The following is a 15,656-nucleotide window of genomic DNA, read 5'->3' as shown; positions in this document are numbered from 1 at the left end:
GGCTGATCCATGGCAAAGCGATGTGCCCTCGACAAGCCGCCTTGTCGAACATACATCGAACACATGGCGCAACTGGATGTCCGACAGAAGCTGGAAATCCTTGCGGATGCGGCAAAATATGACGCGTCCTGCGCTTCGTCGGGCACCGCGAAGCGCAATTCCGCTGATGGCAAGGGGATCGGTTCGACCGAAGGCATGGGCATCTGCCACGCCTATGCCCCCGACGGGCGCTGCATCTCGTTGCTCAAGATCCTGCTGACGAACAGCTGCATCTTCGACTGCCATTACTGCATCAACCGCAAGAGTTCGAACGTCCGCCGCGCGCGCTTCACCGCGCAGGAGGTCGTCAACCTGACCCTTTCCTTCTATCGCCGCAATTATATCGAGGGATTGTTCCTGTCGTCGGGAATCATCAAATCCTCGAATTATACGATGGAGCAACTGGTCGAAGTTGCGCGCAGCCTGCGCGAGGATCACCACTTCCGCGGCTATATTCACCTCAAGACGATCCCCGACGCCGATCCCGAGCTTGTGCATCAGGCTGGGCTCTATGCCGATCGCGTCTCGATCAATGTCGAGTTGCCGACCGTCGGCGGGCTGAAGCGGCTCGCGCCCGAGAAGGACAACGCCCGTATCGAGGGCGCGATGGGCAAGATGAACGCGGCGATCGTGGACACGACCGAAGCGCGCACCAAGTACAAGTCCGCTCCACGCTTTGCTCCCGCCGGTCAGTCGACGCAGATGATCGTCGGGGCCGATGCCGCGACCGATGGCGACATCGTCACCAAGGCGTCGTCGCTTTACAATCGCTTCGGTTTGCGCCGCGTCTATTATTCGGCGTTCAGCCCCATCCCGGACGCATCGAGCGTGCTCCCGCTGCAACGTCCGCCATTGATGCGCGAGCATCGGCTGTATCAGTCGGATTGGCTGATGCGCTTCTACGGTTTCCAGCCGCGCGAAGTGGTCGCCGCGACCGACGACGCCACGGGCATGTTGCCGCTCGATATCGATCCGAAGCTCGCCTGGGCGCTCAAGTTTCGCGACCAATTTCCGGTCGACGTCAACCGCGCCCCGCGTGAGTTGCTCTGGCGCGTTCCCGGTCTCGGCACGAAGGCGGTCAAGAGCATCCTTGCCGCACGCCGCTGGCGTCGGCTGCGGCTCGATGACGTGGCGCGGCTGACCGTATCGATCGCGCGCATCCGTCCGTTCATCGTCGCCGAAGACTGGCGTCCGGTGACGCTCACCGACCGCGCCGAGCTCAAACCGCTCGTCACGCCCCACCCCTCCCGCCAGCAATTGGAATTGTTCGGCGCGTGAGAATGAATCGCGTGTGAAACGGCGCGCCGCCTCATGCGCTTCGGCCTCGAAGGAGATCGATATGGCGCAGGCAGAAATCTACGCGGACCTCAAGCGCGATCACGACAAGCAGCGCGACATGCTCAAGCGGCTCGACGCGCAGAAGGGCGACAGCGCCGAGCGCCGCGAGCTGTTCGAAACGTTTCGGCTGGAGGTTCAAAGCCACGCCGCTGCCGAGGAGGAGTCGCTCTATGCGACGATGCTCGGCCGCCCCGATTTGCGAGACGATGCACGGCACTCGGTTGCCGAGCACAAGGAAGTCGACGACTTGATCGGCGAATTGTTTGAGATGGAGTTCGGCTCGGACGCCTGGGAGGAGAAGTTCGCCCACATGCGCCACCGCTACGAACATCATATCGACGAGGAAGAGGAAGAGATGTTTCCCGCCGCCGAGGAGAAGCTCGATGACGCAACCGAGGAACGCCTCGCCGACACCTATGAGGAGCGCAAGCCCGCCGAGCTGGACCTGGCACGCGACAACTCGCCCGGCGGCGACGAGCGCGACTAATCACGACCGATGCGCGTCGCGACTCTCTCCGCGCCAGATGACATGGACGCCTGGCGTGAAGCCGCGCGCGCGCTGATCGCCGCCGACGTGCCGCCCGACCGTGTCGTGTGGCAGGTCGGCACGGCGGCGGAGGACTTGTTTGCAACGGCGGCGGAACCCGCCGGAGCGCCGCCGCCCGCCGCCTCCCCGTTGCGCGTGTCGCGCGCATTCATCGCGCTGGCCGGGGACGCAATCCTCCACCGCGATCCGGAGCGGTTCGCGCTGCTCTACACGTTGCTATGGCGCCTGCGCGACATGCCGCGGCTGGTCGAGGATCATGCCGATCCGCTCGTGCGCCGGCTCGAAGGGCTGGCGAAGGCGGTCCGCCGCGACATCCACAAGATGCGCGCCTTCGTGCGCTTCCGCAGCGTCACCGACGATGACGGCGACCGCTATGTCGCGTGGTTCGAGCCTGAGCATCATATCGTCCGCGGCAACGCCGCGTTCTTCGTCAACCGCTTCGCATCGATGCGCTGGTCGATCCTCACTCCCGAGGTCTCGATCCATTGGGACGGCGCGCGGCTGACCGAAGGCCCGGCGGCGGTGCGCGGCGACGCGCCGGAGGGCGATCCGGTCGAGGAAGTGTGGAAGACCTATTACGCCAGCATCTTCAACCCGGCGCGCGTCAAGGTGAACGCGATGCTCAAGGAAATGCCGCGCAAATACTGGAAGAACATGCCGGAAACCGCGCTGGTGCCGCAATTGCTGGCCAGCGCACAGGCACGGGAGAGCGGAATGATCGAGCGAGCCCGAGACCGGGAGGAGATCGGCGGCAATGCGCAACTCGCATGGGAGGCGCTACGCGACGAAGCCACCGCCTGCACGCGCTGCCACCTCCACAAGCATGCGACGCAGACGGTGTTCGGCGAGGGACCGGTGTCGGCGCCGATGATGTTCGTCGGGGAGCAACCCGGCGATCAGGAGGATCTTGCCGGCCACCCGTTCGTCGGCCCCGCTGGTCAGGTGTTCAACCGTGCACTCGCCGCTGCCGGGATTACCCGCGAGCAGACCTATGTCACGAACGCGGTCAAGCACTTCAAGTTCGAGCCGCGCGGCAAGCGCCGCATCCACGCCAAGCCCGACGCGGGCGAGATCGAGGCGTGCCGCTGGTGGATCGAACAGGAGCAACTGCTATTGCGGCCGAAGGTGACAGTGGCGCTGGGCGCGACCGCCGCGCGCAGTCTGTTCGGCAAGTTGATGACGATCGGTCGCGAACGTGGTCGCGAACAACGCCTACCGGATGGCGGTGCGGCCTGGATCACGGTCCATCCCAGCTATCTGCTACGCCTGCCCGACGAGGATGCGCGCACCACGGAGTTTGCGCGCTTCGTCGAGGATCTGAAGCTGGCGCACGCGGCGCTAAGCTGACGTCCGTCATTGCGAGCGTAGCGAAGCAACGACGGAGCAGGGTGCCGATCCCCTTCACATCTCTCGCGGATCGGGTCCCATACGTCCGTCAGGATCATCCATCGCGTCGATCGCCGCGATCTGCTCGTCCGAAAATTGCACCTTCTGCGCGCCCCAATTGCTGGCGAGATGCTCCAGATCACCCGCCTTCGGGATTACCGACAAGCCCTTCGCGAGATGCCAGGCGATGATCACCTGCGCCGGCGTCGCTCCCGCCTCGTCCGCGATTTGCACGACGCGCTCGTCCTTCAGCGTCGCGCCCTGCCCGAGCGGGCTCCAGCTCTGCGTCACGATCCCGTGCGCGCGATTGGCATCCTGTACCGCGCGCTGCTGGAACGTCGGATGCAGCTCGATCTGGTTGACCGCCGGCACGACCCCCGTCGCATCGATGATCGCGTCGAGATGCTCGGGCAGGAAGTTTGACACACCGATCGACCGTGCCAGCCCACGCTCGCGCAATTCGATCAGCGTCCGCCACGCATCCACGAAGCGTTCGCCATCGGGATGCGGCCAGTGGATCAGGTACAGATCGACATAGTCACGACCGAGCAGCGCCAGACTGGCGTCGAGCGCCGCCGCCGCATCGCCATGCTGGTCGTGCCACAATTTGGTCGTCACCCAGACGTCGTCATGCGCCAGCCCCTCACCGACACCGCGCTCATTGTGATAGATCGAGGCGGTGTCGACCAGGCCGAAGCCGAGATCGAGCCCCGCGCGAACCACCTGCGCCACCTGCGCATCGGGGATCTGATAAGTGCCAAGGCCCAACTGCGGCATGGCACGACCGTCGTTCAATGTAAGTTCCGTCATGCGCGACGAACCATTGCTGTCCCGGCGCGGTTCCCGGATTCCCGCTTCCCTTTCTCGCCGCCGTGCCGCAAGCGCAGCAAATGGTCGAGAAGATCCTTGCCGCCCTCGCGGGCTTTGCCATCGCCGTCATTTCTGCCGGCGGTTATTGGGGTATCGCGCTGTTGATGGCGATCGAGAGCGCATGCATCCCGCTGCCCAGCGAGATCATTATGCCGTTCGCGGGCTATCTGGTGTCGACCGGCGAGTTGAACCTGTTCCTCGCCGCGACCGCCGGCGCACTGGGGTGCAATCTCGGCTCGATCGTCGCTTATGAGATCGGGCGGCGCGGCGGGCGGCCGATGGCGGAGAAGTTCGGGCGCTACGTGCTGCTCGGGCCAGGCGAGCTGGATCTCGCCGATCGCTTCTTCAATCGCTGGGGCGGGTGGGCGATCCTGATCGGGCGGATGCTGCCGGTGATCCGTACCTTCATCGCCTTCCCCGCCGGTGTGGCGCGGATGAAGCTGATCCCCTTCCACCTCTACACCTTCATCGGCTCGTGGCCGTTCTGCCTGTTGCTGGCCTGGATCGGGATGACGCTGGGCGACAAGTGGAACAGCGATCCGCGCCTCAAGGCGTTCTTCCACCGCGCCGACGCGGCGATCGGCGTCGTGCTGGTGGCGGCGATCGCCTTCTACATCTGGCACCGCGTCAAGGGCATGAAAGCGAAGGGCTGACACCCCGTTTGTCGCCCCGGACCTGATCCGGGGCCTCGCTGCTTCCGCCCCGGCCTCTACAGCTCGGGCGTATCCCGCTTCGCTTCGGCGCGACGCTCCTTCTTCCACCGCGTCGCACTCTGCGTGACGCAGCCCGTCGCGCTCGCCGCGCCGACCGTCGAGCAACTCCCGACGCCGACCGTCCCGACATCGCGATTGGCCTGTTCGCGTGCCGCCCAATTCTCATTCTCGGGCGTCACCTCGAAGTTGCGCAACTCCTTGGGGATACGAAACTGCTCTTCCGCAGGACGGCGCGTGCAGACCACCACTTCGTTACCGGCATTGTCGGTCGGGCAGCGTTCGTTGCCATAGAGGACGATCACGCCATTCACCGGCGCGCTACGCGACACGCCCTCGGCAGGCGTGGTGCGCGACACCCGCGCGGTGGTCGTCGGTGGCCCACTCTGCGCCGCTGCAGGCAGCGCAGCGAGCGTCAGCAGCACGAGGGGAAAGCGTCGCAGCGGCATAGGTCCTCTCAAATACGTTTGGCAGTGGCGATCGCAAAGCGGCAGCCGAGCCGGATCGCCGCCGACAGCAGCGGATAGGCCGGCGCATTCTCGGCGCCATTGGCGAGCGCGGTGTCGCGATGCTCCAGCTCCTCGGCCTGGAACTCGCGGATAGCATCGGACAATTCGGGATCGCTGTCGCCGAGCGCGACGAGCTGCTCCCCATAATGTTTGTCGATCTCGGTCTCGACCGCAGCGGTGCACGCCATCGCCGCCTCTGGCCCGATTGCGGCGGTGACTGCGCCGAGCGCAAAGCCCGCGACGTCCCAGAACGGCTGGAACAAGGTCGGGCGCACACCCCGCTCGACAATCATACGGTCGAAGAAAGCGCGGTGCTTCTCCTCCTGCAACGCCATCGCGGAGATCTTGCGCGCCATCGGCGAGCGTTGCCCCATGATCGCAAGCTGGCCCGCATAGATGCGGATCGCGCCGAACTCACCGGCCTGATCGACGCGGATCATCGCTGCGGACGGATGCGGACGGTCACCGGGCTTCCAGGTCATCCACGCTTCCTCAGTTGCACCGCGATCAGCACTGCGCCGACCAACGAGATCACCGCATTCCACCCTGCCAGCGACACGCCGAGCAGCGACCATTGCGGCGCGTCACACCGGACGATGGGTGCGGCGAGCAGGTCCTTCAAGGCCTGATCGCTCGACAACCCCGACAGGTTCGTGGTCTGCGTGCAGGCGGTGATCCCCTGCCACCAATGATATTCGACCCCGGCGTGGAATACGCCGATCAGCCCCGACACCGCGATCAGCGCCGCCGCGCCGGCGACCAGCGTCGCCTTGACCCGCGGTCCGCCGGTCACGAACGCCAGCACCGCCATCGCCAGCGCGCCATAATGCGGCCAGCGCTGCCAATGGCACATCTCGCACGGGTATAGCCCGCCGATCAGCTGGAACGCCCACGCCCCGCCGAGCAGCGCCGCCGGGATCAGCAGCGCGAGCAGGCGGGCGTTACGCAGGCCGGTCGCCATCACTTCTTCACCGGTGCCGGCGTGGCGGCGGCGGTCGGCTTGACCGTCATCGCCTGCGTCACCGCCGCGACCTGCGTAGCGCCACCCAGCCGCGCGATCGTCTTGAGCGCATACCAGAGCTGGAAATCCTCGATCCCCTGCTTCTTGAGCGCGTCGGGCGAGGTCGAGAAGCGCGGATCGTCCTTCACGTCCTCTTCGAGCACCGCATTGTCGGGCGACTTGATCTCGTTGATCAGATGGCGGCGCAGATCGGCCTCGCGGAACACCGGCCGCGACTTGTAATCGTGGTCGGAGATCTGCGGCACCTTGATGTCGGGCTCGATCCCGCCCTCCTGCACGCTGCGCCCCGACGGGGTGAAGTAACGCGCGGTGGTCAGCCGCAGCGCGGTGCGCGGGCCAAGCTGGAGCAACGTCTGCACCGATCCCTTGCCGAACGTCCGCTCGCCCATCACCAGCGCTCGATGATGATCTTGAAGCGCGCCCGCGACGATCTCGCTGGCCGAGGCGGTGCCTGAATCTGTCAGCACGATGATCGGCAGCCCGTGCGCATCGTCGCCCGGTCGCGCGAAATAGCGTTCGATATCGTCCTTCTCGCGCCCACGCTGGCTGACGATCTCACCCCGGTCGAGGAACGCGTCCGACACTTCGATCGCCTGCGTCAGCAGCCCGCCGCCATTCTCTCGCAAGTCGACGACATAGCCGAGCGGGCGATGCCCAAGCGACTTGTCGATCGCCATGATCGCGGCGCGCGTATCCGCGCCGGTCTGTTCGGAGAAGGTGTTGATGTTGATGTAGCCCACATCGCCCTTCACCTCCCATTTGACCGGACGCTGCACGATCACTTCGCGCACCAACGTCACCACGATCGGCTTGTCCCGACCGGACCGGATCAGCGTCAGGGTCACCTTCGTGCCCGGCTTGCCCCGCATCTGCGCAGTCGCTTCGTCGAGCGTGCCGCCGTAGATCAGCTTGCCATCGATATGGGTGATGAAGTCGCCGGACTTGATCCCGGCGCGCCCGGCAGGCGTATCCTCCTGCGGCGCGATCACCTTCACCGCGCCATCCTCCATCGAGACGGTCAGGCCAAGGCCGCCATAATTGCCCTCGGTCTGGATGCGCAGATTGTCGAAGTCGGACGCGTCGACATAGCTGCTGTGCGGATCGAGCGCCGCCAGCATCCCGTCGATCGCACCCTTCATCAACTGATCGTCGGTGACCTTGTCGACGTAATCGGCCTTTACGCGATTGTAGACGTCGAGGAACTTGTCGAGCTGGCGATAGGAGGCGGTGTCCGATGCGGCCATCGCCCCGGTGGCGACCGGCACGGTGGCGATGGCGGTGACCAGCGCGACGGCCGGGAGCAGCTTTGACTTCATGACGGGCGAAACTGTTCCTGCGAATGGACGATCCCGCCGTGTAGCGGAATTGCAGGGACGATCAAAGCGCCCGCGCGGCAGAATGGCGGCTGAGCGGCATCCGGTTTCACCCGACGAGCTGCGCGATATCCACGGGCCGGCCGCGCCGTCGCAACTCGACCGTGACGCGCGCGCCGTCGACCGTCGGCGCAGCACCGAGCGCGCCGCCCGCCGCGACACTTGCCCCGCTCTCGACCGCGACGCTGCCAAGCCCGGCGATCAACGACGTCCAGCCCGCGCCATGATCGACGATCACGATCCGTCCAAAGCTGCGGAACGGCCCGGCGAAGCGGACGCGCCCACCGGCTGGCGCAACGATCGCCGCGGCGGCAGGCACCGCCAGCGTCAGCCCGCGCGCCCGGACGCCATTTCCGGAGATCTCACCCAGCCCGGTCACCAACCGCCCGCGCACCGGCAAGCGATAGGCCGGGGTCGCCATGCCAGCCGCCGTGAACGGCATCGCCGGCAACGCCAGCGCCATCGCATCGGCGAGCACCGCCTGCTCGCCGCCGATCGTGCTAAGCCGCTCGGCGGTATCGCGCACCGCCTCTTCCATCGCCAGCGCGCGCTCGTCATCGCCGCCGGTCACCGCCGCAAGCTGCTCACGCGCCTCGACCAGCCGCGCGCGTGCGGTGCGCAACCGACCTTCCGCGGCATCCGCGCTCGCCTGCAACGCGCGTCCGTTCGCCACCACGCGCCGCAGTTCCTCCGATCGCGCGCGGAGGACCGGCATCACCGCCGTCGTCACCGCACGGGCATGGACCAGGTCCGCGACGCTGCCCGGTTGCGCCAGCGCGACCACCGCCGGTCGCCGGGCCAGGGTGGTCAGCGTCGCCAGCAGCCGCGCGACCGGTGCCTCACGCGCGGCGAGCACGCGTCGTTGCGTCGCCAACCGCGCCTTGATCGCGGCGGCGCGGGCCTGCAAAGCGGCGAGATCGCTTTCGGCCGCCGCCACCCGCGCCGCGACCGCCGCCTCGCGCAGCTCCGCGCGCTGTGCCGGGTCTGCGATGCGATCGGCACGCTCTTCGAGCATCTGCGCCCGGCGCTGCGCGGTCGCGGCCGGCTCCGGCGCGGCCCCCGCCCCGCCGCCACAGAGCGCAGCCGCCACGACCATCACCCATGACGCCTGCGCCCGCATCATCCCTCGCGGTGATAGGGATGGCTCGCCAGGATACTGGTCGCGCGAAATAATTGCTCGGCCAGCATCGCGCGCGCCAGCAGGTGCGGCCAGGTCGCGCGGCCGAACGACAGCAGCATATCGGCCTCGCCACGTTCGCTATCCGAAAAGCCGTCCGCGGCCCCGATCAGAAAGCGCGCCTCGCGCACGCCATCGTCGCGCCAGCGGCCGATCCGCTCCGCGAAGGCGGTCGAGCCGAGAACCTCACCCTTTTCGTCGAGCAGGATGCGGCGGCTCTGCCCCACCCGGTCGGGCTCGCGCCCGCCACGATCGGGCAGTTCGCTGACCCGCGTCGGCCAGACGATGCGTTTGAGGTATCGCTCTACAAGCTCGGCCTCGGACGATCGCCCGATCCGCCCCCGCGCGACGATGTGCAGCAACATAACCGCCTTCCGACAGAGCGGCAGAAACCAGAAGCCGCCTTTAGTTCGGCGCGACACTCGGCGCCGGCGCATCGCCGAACGACCACATCCGCTCCAGATTGTAGAAGCTGCGCACCTCGGGGCGGAACAGATGGACGATCACGTCGCCGCCATCGATCAGCACCCAATCGGCGTTGGGCAGCCCTTCGATCCGTGCGGGACGCCCGGTCGCGCCCTTGATCCGCTCCGACAGCTTCTGGGCCATCGACGCGACCTGTCGAGTCGAACGCCCGCTGGCGATGACCATATAGTCGGCGATCGACGACTTGCCCGCGAGCGGGATCGAGATCGTGTCCACCGCCTGATCGTCGTCCAGCGATTGCAGGACCAGACGATGCAGCGCCTCGACATCCGTGGAATCGGGCGAGCGGCGGGCGGGTTCGGTGGCGGGCAAGGTTACTCCTGGGGTTGCCGCGACGACGACGCGGCGGGAATTGAGGTCACAGATATCGGATCGGCGAAGCGAACATGCCAGTCGGGATCGACGGCGCGCAATTGCGTCGCGGATGTCCGGTCGGGGCGGAAACGTAACAGCACCAGGGCTGGCACACTCCACTCGGCCCAGTTCGTTGCCTGGCGCGCGGGCCGCCGATAGCGCCGCAGCCAGCCCATCGCGGGAGCCGCGAGAGCATCGTCGTCATAGCCCGGACGGGTCAACACCGCAATCGGCATCGTGCGCGCGATCGTCCGCCATTGCCGCCACGCATGAAATTGCGCGAGATTGTCCGCGCCCATGATCCAGATGAAGCGATTGCGCGGATAACGCTGCACGATCCGTCGCAGCGTATCGACGGTGTAGCGGGTCCGCAGCCGCGCCTCCAGATCGGTCGCCTTGATCGGTGCGCGGCGTGCCATCGCGCGTGCCGAAGCGAGCCGTGCGGCCAGCGGCGCCATGCCCGCGCGCGGCTTGAGCGGGTTGCCCGGCGACACCAGCCACCAGACTTCGTCCAGCGCGAGTAGCCGGATCGCCTCCAGCGTGACATGGCGGTGGCCACGATGCGCCGGATTGAACGACCCGCCCAGCAGGCCGATGCGCCGGATCGTCAACCGCGGATCTGCCCGCTGCCGCGCCCCAGCCATTTGTAGGTGGTCAGCCCTTCGAGCGCGACCGGCCCGCGAGCATGGAGCCGCCCGGTCGCGATGCCGATCTCCGCCCCCAGCCCGAACTCGCCACCATCGGCGAATTGCGTCGAGGCATTCCACAGCACGATCGCCGAATCGACCTCGCGCAAAAAGCGTTCCGCGACCGCAGGATCCTCGGCGACGATCGCATCGGTGTGATGCGAGCCGTGCGCGGCGATGTGCGACAGCGCGCCATCCAGGCCATCGACGATCGCCACCGCCGCGATCGCGTCGAGATATTCGGTGTCCCAATCGGCCGCCTCGGCGACGTCGATCGAGGGCACCAGCGCCCTTGCCGCCTCGTCGCCACGCACCGCGCAACCGCGTTCGGCCAGCGCGGTGACGAGCGCGGCGGCGTGCGGCCAATCGCGATCGATCAGCAACGTCTCCATCGCGCCGCAAACACCGGTCCGCCGCATCTTCGCGTCGAGCACGATCCGCGTGGCCATCCCAAGATCGGCGGAGCGATCGACGAAGACATGATTGATCCCATCAAGATGCGCGAGCACCGGGACGCGCGCCTCGTTCTGCACCCGCTCGACCAGGCTACGCCCGCCACGCGGAATGATGAGGTCGATCGCGCCCGCAGCCGTGAGCAGCGCACCGACAGCCGCACGGTCGGTGGTCGGGACGAGCTGCACCGCCTCGCCGGACACCCCCGCCTCTTCCAGCCCGCGCACGAACGCGGCATGGATCGCGCGATTGCTCTCCACCGCCTCGGAGCCGCCACGCAGGATCACCGCATTGCCCGATCGCACGCACAGCGCCGCCGCATCGGCGGTGACGTTGGGGCGGCTTTCGTAGATGATCCCGATCACGCCGATCGGAACCCGCACGCGGCTGAGCGCCAGCCCGTTGGGCCGGACCGCCTCGTCGATCACCTGCCCGACCGGATCGGGAAGATCGGCGACCGTCGCCACCGCCGCCGCAACGCCCTCGAGCCGCGCCTCGTCCAGCCGCAGCCGGTCGAGCAGCGCATCGGACAGCCCATTGCCGCGCCCTCGCTCCAGATCGAGCGCATTGGCCGCGAGGATCGACGCGCTCGCCTCACGCAACGCGGTCGCCGCCGATCGCAACGCGCTCGCCTTTTGCGCGTCGCTCGATCCGCCGAGGTGGTGCGCCGCCGCGCGTGCGCGCGCCGCCATCGTGGCGATCAGGGTCGTGGGCGTATTCGTGTCCAACATGGCCGTGGGCGTAGCACGCAAGTCTCGGAACTCCCAAACCCACGGCGGCGCGCACCGGCGGCGGCATTCACGTCGACAAATTTGATTGCGCACCCCGGCGGGTGCTGGCGGCTGGCCCGACGCGCACCATATCACCGCAATGACCGATACAGCCTTGGACCGTCGTCGCTTTTTTGCCGTCGCTGGCGGCGGGCTTCTCGCCACGACCTTGTTCGCCTGCGGGTCGCGCAGCGCCGACGCGGCGGAGCGTTTCCCCGTCACCCGCACCGATGCGCAATGGCAGGCGCAACTCGGTCCGGCGGCCTTCGATGTGCTGCGCCGCGAGGGCACCGAACGTCCGTACAGCAGCCCGCTCAACAACGAACATCGCGCCGGCACGTTCGCGTGCAAAGGCTGCACCCAGCCGCTGTTTTCGTCGAAGACCAAGTTCGAAAGCGGCACTGGCTGGCCGAGCTTCACTGCGCCCTTGCCCAACGCGATCGGCTATCATCGCGACTCGACGCTGGGGATGGTACGGACCGAGGTACATTGCAGCCGCTGCGGCGGGCACTTGGGTCACGTCTTCGACGATGGGCCGCGCCCGACCGGAAAACGCTTCTGCATGAATGGCGTGGCGATGATCTTCCGCCCCGCCTGATCGCGTCTCAACGCTCGGCGGGCAATACCCCGGCGACCGGCACCACGGCTGCGGTCGCAATCGTCAGCGGCGCGAGCGGCGCGACATCCTCGTTCGTCGTCGGTGCCTTGCCCGCATAGATGAAGCCGGCGAGCGGATAGCTGCTCGTGCCCAGATCACCCACCTCTGCGAACCACACCCGCACTTCGCTCCAGTCGCCCGCCGCCGAGACGTCGACCGCGCGCACGTCGCGCTCGATCCCACCACGACGCGACCAATTGGCGTGGGTGAGCAGAACCTCGCGATCGCTGACGATCCGGCTGACCATCGCCACATGCCCGACCGGCATCGCGTGCGTCGCCTTGAACGCCATGACCGCGCCGACCTGCGGCGAGGTGCCACGATCATAGCGGCCCGCTGCCTGGCCCCACCAAGTATTGGCATTGCCACGAATATCGATGCCGGAGACTTCACGAGCAAACGGCACGCACTGCAGATAACGCGCCTGTGCCGGCGCAGTCGTCATCAGGACGCACGAAACCACCAGCGCAAAGCGCGCTGTCCAAACCTTGACGTTCACGGGCGACCCCCGGTCAACAGGACTGATGGAAGTCGGCTAACCAGAAAGATCTGAATCAACAAATGCCGCGGGAACCTTTTCGGATGAACCGAAGATGACCGACGACGAACCGAACATTGCGCCGGAAATCACGTCAGCGTTGCTGACCTTGAGTGTTATCGAGGCGTTAAAATCAACCTGATCCGAGGCCGACTGACGATTCGCACGAAGCTACAACCGGCTTTTCGGCCGACCAGTACGGGCAGCAACAACAAGCGGATCGCGAGCTTTTCGAATGTCAGGTATCGCTCTCGGCTTGCCGACCCGTCGGTCTGCACCTAAGCCGGCCTCTGTCTACGGAGAGGATGAGGCTGTCACCATGGCGCTTGATTCGGAAACGTTCGAAGCCCTGATTGCGACGGTGCGCCGCTTCGTGGCGGAACGGCTGCGCCCGCTGGAGGCGCAGGTTGAGACCGACGATGCCGTGCCCGATGCCGTCATTGCCGAGATGCGCGAGCTCGGCCTGTTCGGACTTTCGATCGCCCCCGAATACGGCGGGCTCGGGCTGACGATGGGCGAAGAGGTTCGCGTTGCGATCGAACTCGGGCGAACCACCCCGGCGTTCCGCTCCGCCTTCGGCACCAATGTCGGGATCGGCAGCCAAGGTGTGGTGATCGCGGGCAACGACGAACAGAAAACCGCATGGCTTCCGCGGATCGCCAGCGGCGAGATCATCACCAGTTTCGCCCTTACCGAACCCGACGTCGGAAGCGATTCGGGTAGCGTCACGACGCGCGCGGTACGCGACGGTGACGTCTATCGGCTGACCGGCACGAAACGCTACATCACCAATGCCGATCGTGCCGACCTGTTCACCGTGATGGCACGCACCGGAGAGGAAAAGGGCGGGCGCGGCGTCTCGGCCTTCCTCGTGCCGCGCGATCTGCCCGGCGTCACCATCGGTGCGCCGGAAAAGAAGATGGGGCAGAAAGGCGCGAAGGTCGCCGACGTCGTGTTCGACGAGGTGCCCGTCCCGGTCGCGAACCGGCTGGGTGCCGAGGGCGACGGCTTCCGGATCGCGATGCAGGTGCTCGATCGCGGGCGGCTGCACATCGCCGCGGTCTGCGTCGGCGTCGCCGAACGGTTGATCGCCGATGCGGTCGCTTACGCCACCAGCCGCCGCCAGTTCGGCAAGGCGATAGCCGAGCATCAGCTGATTCAGGCGATGATCGCCGATTCGAAGACCGAGGCGCTCGCCGCTCGCGCGCTGGTGCTCGACACCGCCAGCAGGAAGGATGCCGGCGACGATGTCATTCTGGAGAGCGCCGCCGCCAAATATTTCGCCAGCGAGATGGTCGGCCGCGTTGCCGACCGCGCGGTGCAGATCCTCGGCGGCGCGGGCTATATCGCCGATTACGGCGTCGAACGGCTGTACCGCGACGTGCGGCTTTTCCGCATCTACGAAGGCACCAGCCAGATCCAGCAATTGATCATCGCACGCGAGACATTGAAGCGCGGCGGATAAGGGAGAGGGTTCATATGGATACCGGCAAGCTGTTCCGCCTCGACGGTCGCGTCGCGCTGGTCACGGGCGGCAGTCGCGGGATCGGCAAGATGATCGCCGCCGGCTTCGTCGCGCAGGGCGCGCGCGTCTATGTCTCCAGCCGCAAGGCGGAGGCTTGCGCCGAAACCGCCGCCGAACTCGGCGAGAATTGCATCGCGCTGCCGCAGGACGTTTCGACCGTCGACGGCTGCCGCGCGCTCGCCGCTGCCCTGGCGGAACGCGAGGACCGGCTCGACATCCTCGTCAACAATGCCGGGGCGGCGTGGGGCGTCGCGTTCGAGGAGTTTCCGGAGAGCGGCTGGGACAAGGTCATGGACCTCAACGTCAAATCGCCCTTCTTCCTCACCCAGTCGCTCCACGCACTGCTCAAGGCCGGTGCGAACGCCGAGCGCCCGGCCAAGGTCATCAACATCACGTCGGTTGATGGGCTGCGGCTCAATCCGTGGGAGACCTACAGCTATCACGCCTCCAAGTCGGCGCTGATCTATCTGACCAAGCGGCTGGCCGCGCGGCTGATCCGCGACGGCATCAACGTCACCTCGATCGCCCCCGGCGCGTTCGCCAGCGAGATGAACCGCGCCGCGCGCGACCATGGCGATGCGGTGGCCAAGGCGATCCCCGCGCGCCGCATTGGCACCGACGAGGACATGGCAGGCACCGCCATCTATCTCGCCAGCCGGGCGGGAGACTATGTCGTCGGCGAGACGATCGCAGTCGATGGCGGCCTCGTCCATGCCTCGCTGGGTGGCAGCATCGACGGCTAGGCGCCTGCCCTCCCCGTCATCCTCCTCCCACATGATCCCGGACCTGATCCGGGATCCCGCTTTTGCGGCCGCCGCCAAACAACGGGGCGACGTCCCGAATAATTGGCAACGAAGATGTGGGATGACGCAGGTTAGAACCTCATGCGTCATTGCGAGCGTAGCGAAGCAATCTTGGGAAGGACCGGGACGCCCTGGATTGCTTCGCTACGCTCGCAATGACAAAACGGGTGCCGGTCATTCCGCTCTGTCGCCCCGACTAAGGCAAGGAACGCCCGCGCAAGGCAGTCCGTTGATCCAGCCAGAGGAGACGACGCGATCACCGACGATTCGATCCGCCCCACGACCGAAACCAAGCGCCCCAACCTGTCGACGGAGCATCAGCAGGACGGCGACGCGCGCCGCCCGTCTGACCAGCTCGACAAGGGCCAGCCCAACGAAGAAACCATCCCGCGCAAGTCGTCGCTGCTTGGCGA

18 protein-coding genes are annotated in these 15,656 nt (G+C 66.7%); 7 read left to right on the top strand and 11 right to left on the bottom strand.

The window, feature by feature from the left end:
* Positions 1-63 precede the first annotated feature (63 nt).
* From QP166_RS06230 to QP166_RS06220, 3 genes are all read left to right on the top strand, one after another.
* The gene (locus tag QP166_RS06230) at positions 64-1,317 is read left to right on the top strand and encodes a putative DNA modification/repair radical SAM protein (protein WP_333915135.1); all 1,254 of its coding nucleotides are present in this window, start codon (positions 64-66) and stop codon (positions 1,315-1,317) included.
* Between the two features lie 61 nt (positions 1,318-1,378).
* A complete protein-coding gene (locus QP166_RS06225; RefSeq protein ID WP_333915134.1) occupies positions 1,379-1,864 on the top strand; it encodes a hemerythrin domain-containing protein in 486 nt (161 codons plus the stop codon).
* A gap of 9 nt (positions 1,865-1,873) precedes the next feature.
* Positions 1,874-3,271, top strand: coding sequence for a UdgX family uracil-DNA binding protein (locus QP166_RS06220; RefSeq protein WP_333915133.1), 1,398 nt, complete (start codon positions 1,874-1,876; stop codon positions 3,269-3,271).
* Positions 3,272-3,325: 54 nt separating this feature from the next.
* On the opposite strand, the gene QP166_RS06215 is transcribed toward QP166_RS06220, so the two are convergent.
* On the bottom strand, positions 3,326-4,087 hold the full coding sequence (locus QP166_RS06215) for an aldo/keto reductase (RefSeq protein ID WP_333915132.1): 762 nt from the start codon (positions 4,085-4,087) through the stop codon (positions 3,326-3,328).
* Between the two features lie 113 nt (positions 4,088-4,200).
* Between QP166_RS06215 and QP166_RS06210 the strand changes: the two genes are divergently transcribed.
* Complete coding sequence (locus QP166_RS06210) at positions 4,201-4,833, top strand: DedA family protein (protein WP_333915131.1); 633 nt, start codon at positions 4,201-4,203, stop codon at positions 4,831-4,833.
* Positions 4,834-4,889: 56 nt separating this feature from the next.
* Here the strand turns inward: QP166_RS06210 and QP166_RS06205 are convergent, their stop codons facing one another.
* The 9 genes from QP166_RS06205 to QP166_RS06165 form a co-directional block, all read right to left on the bottom strand.
* Complete coding sequence (locus QP166_RS06205) at positions 4,890-5,339, bottom strand: hypothetical protein (protein WP_333915130.1); 450 nt, start codon at positions 5,337-5,339, stop codon at positions 4,890-4,892.
* 8 nt (positions 5,340-5,347) lie between these two features.
* Positions 5,348-5,881 (bottom strand): demethoxyubiquinone hydroxylase family protein, encoded by a 534-nt coding sequence (locus tag QP166_RS06200; protein ID WP_333915129.1) that lies wholly within the window; start codon positions 5,879-5,881, stop codon positions 5,348-5,350.
* A complete protein-coding gene (locus QP166_RS06195) occupies positions 5,878-6,360 on the bottom strand; it encodes a disulfide bond formation protein B (RefSeq protein WP_333915128.1) in 483 nt (160 codons plus the stop codon). Before QP166_RS06195 ends, QP166_RS06200 begins: the two co-directional genes overlap by 4 nt.
* The gene (locus tag QP166_RS06190; protein WP_333915127.1) at positions 6,360-7,736 is read right to left on the bottom strand and encodes a S41 family peptidase; all 1,377 of its coding nucleotides are present in this window, start codon (positions 7,734-7,736) and stop codon (positions 6,360-6,362) included. Before QP166_RS06190 ends, QP166_RS06195 begins: the two co-directional genes overlap by 1 nt.
* Positions 7,737-7,842: 106 nt before the next feature.
* A complete protein-coding gene (locus QP166_RS06185) occupies positions 7,843-8,913 on the bottom strand; it encodes a murein hydrolase activator EnvC family protein (RefSeq protein ID WP_333915125.1) in 1,071 nt (356 codons plus the stop codon).
* Positions 8,913-9,335: a 23S rRNA (pseudouridine(1915)-N(3))-methyltransferase RlmH gene (locus QP166_RS06180; RefSeq protein WP_333915124.1), complete on the bottom strand. Its 423-nt coding sequence runs from the start codon at positions 9,333-9,335 to the stop codon at positions 8,913-8,915. Before QP166_RS06180 ends, QP166_RS06185 begins: the two co-directional genes overlap by 1 nt.
* Positions 9,336-9,375: 40 nt before the next feature.
* Entirely contained in the window at positions 9,376-9,768 is a 393-nt protein-coding gene (gene rsfS, locus QP166_RS06175; RefSeq protein ID WP_333915123.1) for a ribosome silencing factor, read from the bottom strand.
* A gap of 2 nt (positions 9,769-9,770) precedes the next feature.
* Positions 9,771-10,415, bottom strand: a complete 645-nt coding sequence (locus QP166_RS06170) for a nicotinate-nucleotide adenylyltransferase (RefSeq protein WP_333917272.1) — start codon at positions 10,413-10,415, stop codon at positions 9,771-9,773.
* A gap of 2 nt (positions 10,416-10,417) precedes the next feature.
* On the bottom strand, positions 10,418-11,680 hold the full coding sequence (locus QP166_RS06165) for a glutamate-5-semialdehyde dehydrogenase (RefSeq protein ID WP_333915122.1): 1,263 nt from the start codon (positions 11,678-11,680) through the stop codon (positions 10,418-10,420).
* 139 nt (positions 11,681-11,819) lie between these two features.
* On the opposite strand from QP166_RS06165, the gene msrB reads away from it, so the two are divergent.
* Positions 11,820-12,317: a peptide-methionine (R)-S-oxide reductase MsrB gene (msrB, locus tag QP166_RS06160; RefSeq protein WP_333915121.1), complete on the top strand. Its 498-nt coding sequence runs from the start codon at positions 11,820-11,822 to the stop codon at positions 12,315-12,317.
* Positions 12,318-12,324: 7 nt separating this feature from the next.
* On the opposite strand, the gene QP166_RS06155 is transcribed toward msrB, so the two are convergent.
* Positions 12,325-12,822, bottom strand: a complete 498-nt coding sequence (locus QP166_RS06155; RefSeq protein WP_333915120.1) for a CHAP domain-containing protein — start codon at positions 12,820-12,822, stop codon at positions 12,325-12,327.
* Positions 12,823-13,234: 412 nt separating this feature from the next.
* Here QP166_RS06155 and QP166_RS06150 point away from each other — a divergent pair, with 412 nt between their 5' ends.
* Both QP166_RS06150 and QP166_RS06145 read left to right on the top strand, forming a co-directional pair.
* A complete protein-coding gene (locus tag QP166_RS06150) occupies positions 13,235-14,380 on the top strand; it encodes an acyl-CoA dehydrogenase family protein (protein WP_333915119.1) in 1,146 nt (381 codons plus the stop codon).
* Positions 14,381-14,394: 14 nt separating this feature from the next.
* Positions 14,395-15,183 (top strand): SDR family oxidoreductase, encoded by a 789-nt coding sequence (locus QP166_RS06145; protein WP_333915118.1) that lies wholly within the window; start codon positions 14,395-14,397, stop codon positions 15,181-15,183.
* Positions 15,184-15,656: the final 473 nt, after the last annotated feature.

The organism is Sphingomonas sp. LR60, assembly GCF_036855935.1.
Taxonomy (GTDB): domain Bacteria; phylum Pseudomonadota; class Alphaproteobacteria; order Sphingomonadales; family Sphingomonadaceae; genus Sphingomonas.
This window is presented reverse-complemented; position numbering and strand designations above follow the sequence as displayed.

Coding starts and splice junctions, on each gene's coding strand:
- QP166_RS06230 (WP_333915135.1), top strand. CDS start 64: ATGGCGCAACTGGATGTCCGACAGAAGCTGGAAATCCTTGCGGATGCG.
- QP166_RS06225 (WP_333915134.1), top strand. CDS start 1,379: ATGGCGCAGGCAGAAATCTACGCGGACCTCAAGCGCGATCACGACAAG.
- QP166_RS06220 (WP_333915133.1), top strand. CDS start 1,874: ATGCGCGTCGCGACTCTCTCCGCGCCAGATGACATGGACGCCTGGCGT.
- QP166_RS06215 (WP_333915132.1), bottom strand. CDS start 4,087: ATGCCGCAGTTGGGCCTTGGCACTTATCAGATCCCCGATGCGCAGGTG.
- QP166_RS06210 (WP_333915131.1), top strand. CDS start 4,201: ATGGTCGAGAAGATCCTTGCCGCCCTCGCGGGCTTTGCCATCGCCGTC.
- QP166_RS06205 (WP_333915130.1), bottom strand. CDS start 5,339: ATGCCGCTGCGACGCTTTCCCCTCGTGCTGCTGACGCTCGCTGCGCTG.
- QP166_RS06200 (WP_333915129.1), bottom strand. CDS start 5,881: ATGACCTGGAAGCCCGGTGACCGTCCGCATCCGTCCGCAGCGATGATC.
- QP166_RS06195 (WP_333915128.1), bottom strand. CDS start 6,360: ATGGCGACCGGCCTGCGTAACGCCCGCCTGCTCGCGCTGCTGATCCCG.
- QP166_RS06190 (WP_333915127.1), bottom strand. CDS start 7,736: ATGAAGTCAAAGCTGCTCCCGGCCGTCGCGCTGGTCACCGCCATCGCC.
- QP166_RS06185 (WP_333915125.1), bottom strand. CDS start 8,913: ATGCGGGCGCAGGCGTCATGGGTGATGGTCGTGGCGGCTGCGCTCTGT.
- QP166_RS06180 (WP_333915124.1), bottom strand. CDS start 9,335: ATGTTGCTGCACATCGTCGCGCGGGGGCGGATCGGGCGATCGTCCGAG.
- QP166_RS06165 (WP_333915122.1), bottom strand. CDS start 11,680: ATGTTGGACACGAATACGCCCACGACCCTGATCGCCACGATGGCGGCG.
- msrB (WP_333915121.1), top strand. CDS start 11,820: ATGACCGATACAGCCTTGGACCGTCGTCGCTTTTTTGCCGTCGCTGGC.
- QP166_RS06155 (WP_333915120.1), bottom strand. CDS start 12,822: ATGACGACTGCGCCGGCACAGGCGCGTTATCTGCAGTGCGTGCCGTTT.
- QP166_RS06150 (WP_333915119.1), top strand. CDS start 13,235: ATGGCGCTTGATTCGGAAACGTTCGAAGCCCTGATTGCGACGGTGCGC.
- QP166_RS06145 (WP_333915118.1), top strand. CDS start 14,395: ATGGATACCGGCAAGCTGTTCCGCCTCGACGGTCGCGTCGCGCTGGTC.